11 protein-coding genes are annotated in these 13,027 nt (G+C 71.1%); 1 reads left to right on the forward strand and 10 read right to left on the reverse strand.

The features are described from left to right. Nucleotides 1-42: 42 nt before the first annotated feature. The 10 genes from LGI35_RS10605 to LGI35_RS10650 all read right to left on the reverse strand — a co-directional run bounded on the left by LGI35_RS10605 (nucleotide 43) and on the right by LGI35_RS10650 (nucleotide 10,664). Nucleotides 43-1,014 (reverse strand): Pro-rich N-terminal domain-containing protein, encoded by a 972-nt coding sequence (locus tag LGI35_RS10605; protein ID WP_227293637.1) that lies wholly within the window; start codon nucleotides 1,012-1,014, stop codon nucleotides 43-45. A gap of 123 nt (nucleotides 1,015-1,137) precedes the next feature. Further along, nucleotides 1,138-2,232 carry a 3-dehydroquinate synthase gene (gene aroB, locus LGI35_RS10610; protein WP_116503409.1) on the reverse strand — a complete coding sequence of 365 codons (1,095 nt, stop codon included), beginning with the start codon at nucleotides 2,230-2,232 and terminating at the stop codon, nucleotides 1,138-1,140. Then, a complete protein-coding gene (locus tag LGI35_RS10615; RefSeq protein WP_227293638.1) occupies nucleotides 2,229-2,744 on the reverse strand; it encodes a shikimate kinase in 516 nt (171 codons plus the stop codon). Before LGI35_RS10615 ends, aroB begins: the two co-directional genes overlap by 4 nt. Continuing rightward, nucleotides 2,741-3,925: a chorismate synthase gene (aroC, locus tag LGI35_RS10620; protein ID WP_227293639.1), complete on the reverse strand. Its 1,185-nt coding sequence runs from the start codon at nucleotides 3,923-3,925 to the stop codon at nucleotides 2,741-2,743. The genes LGI35_RS10615 and aroC overlap by 4 nt, the downstream gene beginning before the upstream one ends. 144 nt (nucleotides 3,926-4,069) lie before the next feature. Continuing rightward, nucleotides 4,070-4,894, reverse strand: coding sequence for a shikimate dehydrogenase (locus LGI35_RS10625; RefSeq protein WP_227293640.1), 825 nt, complete (start codon nucleotides 4,892-4,894; stop codon nucleotides 4,070-4,072). Further along, complete coding sequence (gene mltG / locus LGI35_RS10630; protein ID WP_227293641.1) at nucleotides 4,894-6,570, reverse strand: endolytic transglycosylase MltG; 1,677 nt, start codon at nucleotides 6,568-6,570, stop codon at nucleotides 4,894-4,896. The genes LGI35_RS10625 and mltG overlap by 1 nt, the downstream gene beginning before the upstream one ends. 123 nt (nucleotides 6,571-6,693) lie before the next feature. Beyond that, nucleotides 6,694-7,158, reverse strand: a complete 465-nt coding sequence (ruvX, locus tag LGI35_RS10635; protein WP_116503402.1) for a Holliday junction resolvase RuvX — start codon at nucleotides 7,156-7,158, stop codon at nucleotides 6,694-6,696. Continuing rightward, on the reverse strand, nucleotides 7,158-9,827 hold the full coding sequence (alaS, locus tag LGI35_RS10640) for an alanine--tRNA ligase (protein WP_227293642.1): 2,670 nt from the start codon (nucleotides 9,825-9,827) through the stop codon (nucleotides 7,158-7,160). The genes ruvX and alaS overlap by 1 nt, the downstream gene beginning before the upstream one ends. Continuing rightward, a complete protein-coding gene (locus LGI35_RS10645) occupies nucleotides 9,827-10,186 on the reverse strand; it encodes a DUF6167 family protein (protein WP_227293643.1) in 360 nt (119 codons plus the stop codon). Before LGI35_RS10645 ends, alaS begins: the two co-directional genes overlap by 1 nt. A 7-nt stretch (nucleotides 10,187-10,193) precedes the next feature. Next, nucleotides 10,194-10,664: a DUF948 domain-containing protein gene (locus LGI35_RS10650; RefSeq protein WP_227293644.1), complete on the reverse strand. Its 471-nt coding sequence runs from the start codon at nucleotides 10,662-10,664 to the stop codon at nucleotides 10,194-10,196. 147 nt (nucleotides 10,665-10,811) lie between these two features. Here LGI35_RS10650 and LGI35_RS10655 point away from each other — a divergent pair, with 147 nt between their 5' ends. Next, nucleotides 10,812-13,016 (forward strand): ATP-binding protein, encoded by a 2,205-nt coding sequence (locus tag LGI35_RS10655; RefSeq protein WP_227293645.1) that lies wholly within the window; start codon nucleotides 10,812-10,814, stop codon nucleotides 13,014-13,016. Nucleotides 13,017-13,027 lie beyond the last annotated feature (11 nt).

The raw sequence follows: 13,027 nt of genomic DNA on the forward strand, positions 1-13,027 counted from the left end.
AGGAGGCGGGTCCAGGGCGCTGTACGGCGGGCCGGGTGCGCGCTACCACTGGGGCGGGCTCGCGATCGAGCGGGCGAGTACGTCGTCCAGGACGCGGGCCGTGGTGGGCACGTCCATCTGGGAGTTGTCGATGATGGGCAGGCCCGAGCCGTACCAGCCGGCCATGCGGCCGTGGATGCGGGCGACCTCCTCGTCCGTGAGGCGGCGGTTCCCGCTGCGCTCCGCGTTGCGCTCGAGGACGATCTCCAGGCCGGGGAGCAGCACCACGGGCAGCAGGCCGGGGCCCACGTGCCGCTTCCAGCCACCGAGACCCACGACCGGGCGGTCCGGGAAGACGGCGTCGTCGAGGATGCACGAGATGCCGTTGGCCAGGAAGTTGCGCGCGGCGAAGCCGCAGGTGCGGCGGGCGAGGCGGTACTGGGCCTCGGAGTGGTCGTTCCACCCCGACTGCGGGTCGGCGAAGCCGGAGCGCACCCACTCGCGTACGTCGTCGAGGCTGATGTGGGCCGTGGGGACGCGGCGCTGCTCAGCCCAGAACTTGGCGACGCTGGTCTTGCCCGCGCCGGCGGGGCCGATGAGCAGGACGGCGAGCGTCGTGGCGGTGGCGTCGGCGGCGCCTGCCGCGGGTGGCGGGCTCGGCATGGCGACGGGGCCGCCGGGCGGGAGCTGCACATGGCCCGTGGTGTCCCGCGAGGGGGGCTGCGGGGACGGCTGGGGGGCGTGCTGAGGGACGCCCGGGTGCGGGGGCTGCCCCTGCGGCGGCGGGCTGTGCGGGGCCTGAGGATGCGGCGCCGGCTGGTGCGGGGCGGGCGCCGGAGCGTGCGGCGCGGGTGCGTGCGGGGCCGGGCCCGAGGGGCCGGGTGGGCCCGCGAAGCCCGGGGCGGGCGGTGGCGGACCCGCCGGTCCGGGGCCCGGGTGGGCGCCCGGGTGATGCGCGGCCTGGGACCAGCCGGCGGCCGGTCCGTGCCCCGGCTGAGGGGGCGGCGGCAGCGGCGAACCCACTGCGTGCTGCATCCGGTGCGACTCCGTCTCGTACAGGCAACTGGCGCCGGCGAACAAGGCGCTACCGAACGGTACCTTCCCCGGCCGCCGTTGTGTGAACGGCCGGGGAGGTCGCGAAGTGCCCGAAGGCGGGAGCTATTCGGCCACTTCGCCGTACGCCGCGAGGAGCACGGCCGGGTCGGGTCCTTCGAGGACCGTCGGCTTGGCGAGGCCGTCGAGGACGATGAACCGCAGCAGGTTGCCGCGGGACTTCTTGTCGACCTTCATGTTCTCCAGGAGCTTGGGCCACTGGTCGTAGCGGTAGCTCAGGGGAAGGCCGACCGACTCGAGGACGGTGCGGTGCCGGTCGGCGGTCGCGTCGTCCAGGCGTCCGGCGAGACGGCCGAGTTCGGCGGCGAAGTGCATGCCGACGGAGACGGCGGCGCCGTGCCGCCACTTGTAGCGCTCGTTCTTCTCGATGGCGTGCGCGAGGGTGTGCCCGTAGTTGAGGATCTCGCGCAGGCCCGACTCCTTGAGGTCGCCGGAGACGACCTCGGCCTTGACCTTGATGGAGCGCTCGATGAGCTCGGCGGTGTGCGGGCCCTGCGGGGAGCGCGCCGCCTCGGGGTCGGACTCGATCAGGTCGAGGATCGCCGGGTCGGCGATGAAGCCGGCCTTGATGATCTCCGCGAGGCCGGACACGAAGTCGTTGACCGGCAGCGAGTCGAGGGCCGCGAGGTCGCAGAGCACACCGGCCGGCGGGTGGAAGGACCCGACGAGGTTCTTGCCCTCGGCGGTGTTGATCCCGGTCTTGCCGCCGACGGCCGCGTCCACCATGCCGAGGACGGTGGTGGGCACGGCGATCCAGCGCACCCCGCGCAGCCAGGTCGCGGCCACGAACCCGGCGAGGTCCGTGGTGGCTCCGCCGCCCACGCCGACGATGACGTCGGTGCGGGTGAAGCCGGACTGGCCGAGCGCCTTCCAGCAGTAGGCGGCGACCTCGGCGGTCTTGGCCTCCTCGGCGTTGGGCACCTGGATGGCGACGACCTCGAAGCCCTGGTCTGCGAGGTCGCCACGCAGCGCCTCACCGGTCTCGGCGAGCGCCTCGGGGTGGATGATCGCGACGCGCTGGGCGGACTCGCCGATCAGGGCGCCGAGTTCGCCGAGGAGCTGACGTCCGACGAGGACCTCGTACGGGTCGGTGCCCGCCGTGCCGCCGACCTGGATCCGGGTCACCTGCTGCTCGGTCATGCCTTCTTCAACTCCAGGGCGTCGAGGACCGCGCGGGCGACCTCTTCGGGGGTGCGGTCGTCGGTGGGTACGACGACGCGGGCGACTTCGGTGTAGAGGTGGCGGCGGGCCTCCATCAGCTCGCGCCACTGGCGGCGCGGGTTGACGGCGAGCAGCGGCCGGGCCGTGTTGAGGCCGGTCCGCTTGACCGCCTCCTCGACGTCCATCGACAGATAGACGACGGGGAGCGGAGCCAGCAGCGCGCGCGTCGACTCGTCGAGGATCGCTCCGCCGCCGAGCGCGAGCACACCCGGGTGCTCGGCGATGGCTTCGCGCACGGCCTGCCGTTCGAGTTCGCGGAAGCGGGGCTCGCCCTCGTCCACGAAGATGTCCGCGATGGGGCGGCCCTGGGCGGCCACGATGTCGGCGTCGGTGTCCCGGTAGGGGGAGCCCAGCCACTCGGCGAGCAGCTCCCCCACCGTGGACTTGCCGACGCCCATGGGGCCGACGAGTACGACCAGCGGGCCGGTCACCGGATCTGGAGGTTGTCGAGGTACGACTGGACGTTGCGCCGGGTCTCGGGGACGCTGTCGCCGCCGAACTTCTCCGCGACGGCGTCGGCGAGCACGAGCGCGACCATGGCCTCGGCGACGATGCCGGCGGCCGGGACCGCGCACACGTCGGAGCGCTGGTGGTGGGCCTTCGCGGCCTCGCCGGTCGCCACGTCGATGGTGGCCAGCGCGCGCGGGACGGTCGCGATGGGCTTCATCGCGGCGCGCACACGCAGCAGTTCACCGGTGGTGAGGCCGCCCTCGGTGCCGCCGGAGCGGCCCGACGTGCGCCTGATGCCCTCGTCCGTGGTCACGATCTCGTCGTGCGCCTTCGAACCGGGCACGCGCGCGAGCTCGAAGCCGTCGCCGACCTCGACACCCTTGATGGCCTGGATGCCCATGAGGGCACCCGCGAGCCGGGCGTCGAGACGCCGGTCCCAGTGCACGTGCGAGCCGAGGCCCACCGGCACGCCGTAGGCGAGGACCTCGACGACGCCGCCGAGGGTGTCGCCGTCCTTGTGGGCCTGGTCGATCTCCGCGACCATCGCCTTCGACGCGTCCGCGTCCAGGCAGCGCACCGGGTCGGCGTCGAGCTTGTCGACGTCGGCCGGGGTCGGGTAGACGCCGTAGGGCGCCTTGGCGCTCGCCAGCTCGGTGACGTGGCTGACGATCTCGATGCCGGCCGTCTCCTTGAGGTAGGAGCGGGCGATGGCGCCGAGCGCGACGCGGGCCGCCGTCTCACGGGCGGAGGCGCGCTCCAGGATCGGCCGGGCCTCGTCGAAGCCGTACTTCTGCATACCGGCGAGGTCGGCGTGACCGGGGCGGGGCCGGGTCAGCGGCGCGTTGCGCGCCAGATCGGCGAGGATCTCGGGGTCGACCGGGTCGGCCGACATGACCTGCTCCCACTTGGGCCACTCGGTGTTGCCCACCATGACCGCGACCGGCGAGCCCATGGTGAGGCCGTGGCGCACGCCGCCGAGGAAGGTCACCTCGTCGCGCTCGAACTTCATCCGCGCGCCGCGTCCATAGCCGAGCCGCCGCCGGGCCAGGTGGTCCGCCACCATCTCCGTGGTGATCGGCACGCCGGCGGGAAGTCCCTCCAGCGTCGCGACAAGTGCGGGTCCGTGGGACTCCCCCGCGGTCAGCCAGCGCAACCTGCTCAACGGTGCTCCTCTTGCTCGCGCCTCGAACTGCGATGGCGCGGCCGGGTGCGCGGCCCTGGCCCGCCACCCCCGATCCTCCCACGTCCGCGCACCGGAACCGGCCCCCGGTCCATCTGACGGACGCCGGGACGGACACGGCCGGGGTCAGCCGGCGAGCGCCCGCTCCCCCGCCCGGCGCATCGCACCGAGCGGCGCCGGGGCGCGCCCCGTCATCTGCTCGACCTGGAGGACGGCCTGGTGCACCAGCAGGTCGAGCCCGCTGACGACCGCTCCGCCGTACCCGGACCAGCGGGCCGCGAGCTGTGTCGGCCAGGGGTCGTAGAGGACGTCGAAGAGGGTGCCGGGCCGTTCGGGGATGTCGGCGGCGAGGGCGTCCGTGGTCCCGGCGGGCGTCGTGGCGACGACCAGCGGCGCGGTGAGGGCACGCGCCGCGTCCGACCACTTCCCGATCTTCACGTCCACGTCGAGCCGCTCACCCCACTGCCGCATCTCGGCGGCGCGGGCGTCGCTGCGTACGTACGCGACGATCTCGCCGGCGCAGATCCGCGACAGGGCGGCGAGCGCGGAGGAGGCGGTGGCGCCCGCGCCCAGGATCGCGGCGGACTCGACCTTGTCGATGCCGCGCTCGGCGAGGGCGGCGACCATGCCGGGGATATCGGTGTTGTCGCCGACCTTGTGCCCGTCCTCGGTGAGGACGACGGTGTTGACGGCCTCGACGGAGGCGGCCGTGTCACTGATCGTGTCGAGCAGTGGGATCACGGCGCGCTTCAGCGGCATGGTCAGCGAGAGGCCCGCCCACTCGGGCCCGAGCCCGGCGAGGAAGTCGGGCAGCGCCACCTCGTCGACCTCGAAGCGGTCGTAGGACCAACCCTCCAGTCCCAATTCCTCGTAGGCGGCGCGGTGCAGCACCGGGGAAAGGGAGTGGGCGATGGGCGACCCGAGTACGGCCGCCCTCCTGATTGCTGACATCAGTTCTTCCTCGACGCGTTCCACTTGTCGACCAGCTTCTGGTGGTCCTCGTTCGTCTTGGTGAATTCGCTGGTCTTGCCGTCCATCGAGATGAAGTAGTACCAGCCGTCGCTGGTCGGGTCGATGGCGCCCTTCAGAGCTTGCTCACCCGGGTTTCCGATCGGCCCGGGCGGCAGGCCCTTGTAGTAGTACGTGTTGTAGCGGTTGTCGTACTTGCGCAGCGCGGTGAGACTCAGGTCGATCTTGCTCTGGTTCTTGACGTAGTTGTACGTGGAGTCGAACTCCAGCATTCCGTTCGTCTGCTCGTTGCCGGGCTTGAGGCGGTTGTAGACGACCTCGGCCATCTTGCGGAAGTCGTCATGGCTGGTGCCCTCGGCCTGCGCGAGGCTCGCCACCGTGATCAGCTGCCACGGGCTGTCGAGGCCAAGGCTCTTGGCCTTCTTCTCGACGCCGTAGGACTCGTACGTCTCGGTCGCCCGCGACACCATCTGCTTCAGGACCGCCTCGGGCTTTGCACCCTTGGCGACGCCGTAGCTGGACGGGTAGAGGAACCCTTCCAGCGGGTCCTTCACATTCGGCTCGTTCATGGCCCAGGAGGGCAGTCCGAGCTTCTTGTAGTCCTTCTTCGCGACCTTTTGCGTGGTCCCCTTGGCGATGCCGAGCCGCTTGTCGATCTGCTCGTAGACCCACACGTTGCGGCGGCCCTCGGCGATGATCAGGTTGTTCCGGCTGCTCGGACTGAGCATCATCTCGACCGCGCTTTCGGCCGACATTTCCTTCTCGAGCGTGTATCCGCCGTCCTGAATGGACTTGCCCCGCGGATTCTGCTCCTGGGCCGAGACGAAGGCGTCCACGCTCTTGATGACGCCCGCGTCCTTCAGGCGCTGGCCGATGACATAGCCGCCCGCGCCCTTGGGAATGTCCACGGAAACGGGTTCGCCGTTTCCGGACCCCGCGTAATCCGGCGCCGATCCGAAACGGTTTTGATAGAACTGATAGCCGAAATAGCCGACACCGCCGACGCCGCCCGCGAAGATCACGGTGAGGACCAGGCAGGCGCATCCGCTGCGCCGCTTCTTCGGCTTCTTGCCGCCGCGGCCGCGGCGGCTGCCCCGGTCGCGCGGGTCGTCGTAGTCGTCGTCGCCGTCATCGCCGCCACCGGCGAAGAACGCGTGCTCACCCTGGTCGGGGCCCGGGTCCCAGTTCGTCTCCGGCTCCGCGGCGGCCCCGCGGCGGCCGGGCGGCTCCGGCGGCGGGTACGCGTCGGGGGTGCCGTAGAGATCCGGCTGCTCACCGCCGTACGCGACAGGCTGCTGCTGACCGCCGTACGGGTCCACCGGGTCGGCGTTGTACGGGACATGCCCGTGCTGACCGGTGTCCCAGCCGCCACCCTGCGACTGGCCGCCGTACTGCTGACCGCCACCCTGCGGCTGGCCGCCTCCGTACTGCTGCTGGCCGTACTGGTCGTGCTGACCGGTGCCCCACTCGCCGCCGTACTGCTGCGGCTGCTGCTGGTGGGACTGAGGATGCTGCTGCGGCTGCTGAGGGTGGTACTGCCCCTGGCCGCCGTAGGCAGGCTGGCCGTCGGCGGCCTGCTGCCCCCACCCCTGGTCCCCGTACAGCGGGTCCTCGGGGTGCCACGGTTCGGAGCCAGGGCCCCGGCCATACTCAGTCATCGATCCCCTACAAGCCGCGAGGCGGCGGCCGCGTCTGGGTGGCAGGGCAACCGTTCCGCCTCTTGATGCTGTGCGGCAGCTGTTCGAACGCCGCCGGTCGCGCGGAACGTTACCGTATCGCGATCAGATGCCCACTTCGACGCCCTCGCCCGGAGCTTTACCTGACGCCCGTTCGGACTCCAGCGCCTGCTGGAGGATGATGACGGCGGCCGCCTGGTCGATGACAGACCGGCCCTTTTTGGACTTCACGCCCGAGGCGCGCAGCCCTTGACTGGCCGTCACTGTGGTCATCCTCTCGTCCACGAGCCGCACGCCGACGGGGGCGATCCCGCCGGCCAGCTCCTGGGCGAACGCGCGGACCTTGACCGCGGCCGGCCCCTCGCCCCCCTTGAGGGAGCGAGGGAGTCCGACGACGACCTCGATCGGCTCGTACTCCTCCACGAGTTGCCGCAACCGCCGGTGGGCGGCCGGGACATCGCGTCCCGGCACGGTCTCCACCGGGGTGGCGAGGATCCCGTCGGGGTCGCACGAGGCGACCCCGATCCGGGCGTCCCCGACGTCGATCGCGAGCCGTCGGCCGCGTCTCATCAGGCGGTTTCCCCGACGAGTCGCTCGACGGAGGCCACGGCGTCACCGATGGCGGCCGGGTTCTGGCCGCCGCCCTGGGCGACGTCCGGCTTGCCGCCACCGCCGCCGCCGAGGGTCTTGGCGGCCGTGCGGACCAGGTCACCGGCCTTCAGACCGCGCTCACGAGCGGCCTCGTTCGTGGCGATGACCGTCAGCGGCTTGCCGTTGACCGTCGTGAACAGGGCCACCACGGCGGGGCGTCCGCCCTGGATGCGGCCGCGTACGTCGAGAACCAGCTTGCGCAGGTCGTCGGCGCCGGTGCCGTCCGGGACCTGGCCGGTGACCAGGGCGACCCCGCGCACGTCGGTGGCGCCCGCGGCGAGACCGGCGGCGGCCTGGAGGACCTTCTCCGCGCGGAACTTCTCGATCTCCTTCTCGGCATCCTTCAGCTTGCCGAGCATCGCCGAGACCTTCTCCGGCAGTTCCTCGGAGCGGCCCTTGACCAGCTCCTGGAGCTGGGCGACGACCGTGTGCTCGCGGGCGAGGAAGTTGTACGCGTCGACGCCGACCAGGGCCTCGATACGGCGCACGCCCGAGCCGATGGAGGACTCGCCGAGCAGCTTCACCAGACCGAGCTGGGCGGTGTTGTGCACGTGCGTGCCGCCGCAGAGCTCCTTGGAGAAGTCACCGATCGTGACGACGCGGACGCGCTCGCCGTACTTCTCGCCGAACTCGGCGATGGCGCCCTGCTTCTTGGCGTCGTCGATCGACATGACCTCGGCCTGCACGTCGAGTTCGCGCGAGAGGACCTCGTTGATCTTCTGCTCGACGTCCGTCATCACGGCCGTGGGCACGGCGGACGGCGAACCGAAGTCGAAGCGGAAACGGCCGGGCTGGTTCTCCGAACCGGCCTGGGCGGCCGTCGGGCCGAGGGCGTCGCGCAGCGCCTGGTGCGTGAGGTGCGTGGCGGAGTGGGCGCGGGCGATGGAGCGGCGGCGGGCCACGTCGATGACGGCCTGGGCCGGGGCGCCGACGGTGACCTCGCCGACCTGGACGACGCCCTTGTGGACGTAGACGCCGGGGACCGGCTTCTGGCAGTCACGGATCTCGATCACCGCGCCGTTGTCCAGCTTGATGCGGCCGGTGTCGCCGATCTGGCCGCCGCCCTCGGCGTAGAAGGGGGTGCGGTCGAGGACGACCTCGACCTCGTCGCCCTCGGAGGCGGCCGGAGAGGAGACGCCATTGACCAGCAGGCCGACGATCGTGGACTCGCCCTCGGTCGACGTGTAGCCGATGAAGTCCGTGGCACCGGCGGCGTCCGCGATCTCACGGTAGGCGCCGACGTTGGCGTGGCCGGTCTTCTTGGCCTGGGCGTCGGCCTTGGCGCGCTCCCGCTGCTCCTTCATCAGGCGCCGGAAGCCGTCCTCGTCCACGGACAGGCCCTGCTCGGCGGCCATCTCCAGGGTGAGGTCGATCGGGAAGCCCCAGGTGTCGTGGAGCAGGAACGCCTTGTCGCCGGCGAGGACCGTGCCGCCCGCGGCCTTGGTCTCGGTGACGGCGGTGTCGAGGATGTTGGTGCCGCCCTTGAGGGCCTTGAGGAAGGCGGCCTCTTCGGCGAGGGCGACGGTCTCGATGCGCTTGCGGTCGGTGATGAGCTCCGGGTACTGCTGGCCCATCGTGTCGATCACGACGTCGACAAGGTCCTTGACGACCGGTCCGGTGGCGCCCATGAGACGCATGTTGCGGATGGCGCGGCGCATGATGCGGCGCAGGACGTAGCCACGGCCCTCGTTGCCGGGGGTGACGCCGTCACCGATGAGCATCACGGAGGTGCGCATGTGGTCGGCGACCACACGCATCGAGACGTCGGTGTCGTGCTTGTCGCCGTACTGGACGCCGGTGAGTTCGGTGGCCTTGTCCATGACGACGCGCAGGGTGTCCGTCTCGTACATGTTCTGTACGCCCTGCAGGATCATGGCGAGACGCTCGAGGCCGAGACCCGTGTCGATGTTCTGCGACGGCAGGTCGCCGAGGATCTCGAAGTCCTCCTTGCCGATGCCGACGCCGCGCTCGTACTGCATGAAGACCAGGTTCCAGATCTCCACGTACCGCTCGTCGTTGACGGCCGGGCCGCCCTCGACGCCGAACTCGGGGCCGCGGTCGTAGTTGATCTCGGAACACGGGCCACAGGGGCCGGGGACGCCCATGGACCAGAAGTTGTCCTTCTTCCCCAGGCGCTGGATGCGCTCCTTGGGCACGCCGACGACCTCGTGCCAGATGCGCTCGGCCTCGTCGTCGTCGAGGTAGACGGTGATCCAGAGCTTCTCCGGGTCGAGGCCGTAACCACCGTCCGCCACGGAGCTGGTGAGCAGCTCCCAGGCGTACTTGATGGCGCCTTCCTTGAAGTAGTCGCCGAAGGAGAAGTTGCCGCACATCTGGAAGAACGTGCCGTGGCGCGTGGTCTTGCCGACCTCTTCGATGTCCGGCGTGCGCACGCACTTCTGCACCGATGTGGCGCGCGGGGCGGGCGGCTTGACCTCGCCGAGGAAGTACGGCTTGAACGGGACCATGCCCGCGGGGACGAGCAGCAGAGTCGGGTCGTCCGCGATGAGCGACGCCGAGGGCACGACCTTGTGGCCACGCTCCTCGAAGAAGCTCAGCCAGCGGCGGCGGATTTCAGCCGACTCCATCAGTGGTCCTCATTCCGGTTGTACGAGTACGTCGTGTTGTCGAGGTACTTGGGGTTGTTCTTCACGTGGTTGTTCTTCACGTGGTTCTCGATGACCGCGAAGCGGCGCTGCGCGGGGAGTTCGGCGTCCACCGGGGCGTTGAGGCCCAGTGCGTCGTCGAGTTCGGCCTCGCGCTCGGCCATGCCGTCACGGACGTCGAGGGCGAAGTCCTTGAGACGGTGACCCGCCTCGATCGCCTTGTTGGCGGCCTGCGCGGCGAGGCTCTCCGGCGTCAGCTTCTTCAGCTTACGGTTGACCTTGGTGGTGGCCCATACGCCGGCGGCAGCGCCCGCGGTGAACCAGAACGTACGGCGGAACATCGCTGCGTCAGTCCCTCTTATTCGGGTTGTCCCGCGCCGCTTGCTTGCTGCGCCGCGCCGACGGGACGGTGCGGCCCACGATCACGGTACGGCGGGACGGCTTGGCGGGCGCGTCGGCTGCGGAGGCACCCGTGGACTTGCGACCGATCGCCCGGCGCACGCCGTAGCCGAAGGCGGCCACCTTGACGAGCGGGCCACCGAAGGTGGAGGCGACGGTGGAGGACAGCGCCGACGCGTTCGACGTGACTTCCTGGACGTCCGACGCGATGGCGTCGACCCGGTCGATCTGCGTCTGTGCGGAACGCACGGCCGCGGAGGCGTCGGCAAGCAGCGGGACCGCCTGCTCGGTCACATCCGCCACGAGCTTGGTGGTCGCCCTGAGCGTCTGGGCCAGCCTCGCCAGAGCCACCGCGAGGAAGGAGACCAGGATCGCCCAGAAGACGGCCACCAGGATCCCGGCCACCTCTCCACCGGACACTTAGCACCGCTTCCTGAACATCGAAAAGTCGTCCCCCGAGCCTATCGCGCCGGGCTCCGCGCTCCGTACCGGATTACCGCTCGCCGCGGGCGGAGTTGCGCGTACCGATTGTACGGAGTGCTTACGGCTGAGTACGCTCCGTACCTCATGCGACGCGAACTGCGCCCTGCCGACAGGCCCGAGGGTTCCACCCCGCCCGGCAACCTTCCCCTCGAGCTCAACCGCTTCGTCGGTCGGGCCGCCGAACTCGTGGAACTCACGCGGGCTCTTGAGGCGGCTCGCCTGGTCACCGTGACGGGAGCCGGCGGAGTCGGCAAGTCCCGCTTCGCCGCGAGAGCGGCCGCCCCGGCCGCGGGGCACCTGGGCTGCGACGCCGTCCGGCGGGTGGACCTCGCCGCGGTGCGCGAGCCGAACCTGGTCGAGTACGCGCTCGTCGCGGCCCTCGAACTGACCGACCACACGAGCCGCCCGCAGCGCGAGGTCCTTCTCGACCACCTCGGGCAGCGCCAACTCCTGCTCGTCATCGACGGGTTCGAGCATCTCGTCGACGCGTGCGCCTCGCTCGTGACCGAACTGCTCGGCGCGGCGCCGGATCTGCGGATCCTCGCGGTGGGGCGCAGGCCTCTCTCCGTGGAAGGGGAACGGATCTTCCCGCTGGCGCCGCTCGACACCGCGGACGCGGCCGACCTCTTCGCCGACCGGGCCGCCGCACTGCTGCCCGGCTTCACCGTGGACGACGGGAACCGGACGGATGTCGTCGAGGTGTGCGAGCGGCTCGACTGTCTGCCGCTCGCGGTGGAACTGGCGGCGGGGCGGCTGCGGGCACTGTCGACGGCGGACCTGCTCGGCCGGCTCGACGACCGGTTCAGGCTGCTGACGGGCGGCACGTGCGGAGCGCTGCCGCGGCATCAGACGCTGCGGACGGCGATCGGCTGGAGCCATGAGCTGTGCACAGCGCAGGAGCGCCTGCTGTGGGCGCGGCTGTCGGTGTTCTCCGGGCAGTTCGACCTGGACGCGGCCGAGTACATCTGCAGCGGGGACGGGCTGCACGCCGACGCGGTCCTCGATGTGCTCTCGGAGCTGATCGCCCAGTCCGTGGTGATCCGCGAGGAGGCGGACTCCGTGGTGCGCTACCGGATGCTCGACACGGTCAGGGCGTACGGCGCGGACTGGCTGGAGGTGTCGGGCGACACCGCGCGCATGCGGCGCAGGCACCGCGACTGGTACATGGGTCTCGCCACGTGGTGCGAGCTGGACTGGTTCTCGCCGCGGCAGGCACAGGTGGCGGCGCAGATCGGGACGGAGCTGCCGAATCTGCGGGCCGCGCTGGAGTTCTGTCTGACGGAGCCGGGCGAGACGCATCTGGGGCAGTACCTCGCGGGCACGCTGTGGTTCTACTGGGCGGGCTGCGGCCATCTGTCGGAGGGGCGGCACTGGCTGGAGCGCAGCGTGGAGCTCGACGGGGAGAGTGAGGACGGCGACTACGCCCGGTCCCGTCTGAAGGCTCTGTGGGTGCTCGGTTATGTGGCGATCCTCCAGGGCGACACGGTGCCCGCGCTCGCCGCGCTCCAGGAGTGCCGCGACGAGGCGGAACGCGTCGGCGACGCCACGGCGGTCGCGTACGCGGTGCATCGCAGGGGCTGTCTGGCCCTGGTCACGGACGACATGGCGCGCGCCGAGGAACTGCTGCGGACGGCGCTCACCGGGTACCGGGAGATCGGTGAGCTGAACAGCAGCGTGCTGATGGGCCAGGTCGAGCTGGCGATGGCCGTGGCGTTCCAGGGGGATCTGGCCGCGGCGGTCGAGCTGTGCGAGGACGTGCGGCTGGTCTGCGAGGACCACGGCGAGCGGTGGACGCTGGCGTACGCGCTGTATGTCCTGGCGTACGCGGAGTGGACCAAGGGCGATCTGGTGCGGGCGCGACAGCTGCTGCGCGAGTGCCTCGTCATCGGGGACACGTTCCACGACCTGCTGGGCACCGTCCTGACGATCGAACTGCTGGCGCTCGTCACCGTGACGGAGGGGGACGCGGGTGAGGCGGCGCTGCTCCAGGGCGCGGCGGGCCGGATCTGGCCGTCCGTGGGGCTGCCGCTCTTCGGCTCGGCGCACTACAACGCGCCGCACGAGCGGTGTGCGTCGGACGCCCGGGCCATCCTCGGCGACGCGCGGTTCGAGTCGTTCGTGGCGGCCGGGGCGCGCCTGGAGCCCGGGGAGGCTGTTCAGCGGGCGCTCGGCCGGGACACCGCGTCGCGGCCGGCCGTGGTGCCGGGGCCGCGTACCGCTCATCCGGCCCCGGAAACGCGCGAACCCGCCGCCTCCCCGACCGTACAGGGCGGGGAGACGACGGGCTGAAACGCAGGAAG

The organism is Streptomyces longhuiensis, assembly GCF_020616555.1.
Classification (GTDB): Bacteria; Actinomycetota; Actinomycetes; order Streptomycetales; family Streptomycetaceae; genus Streptomyces; species Streptomyces longhuiensis.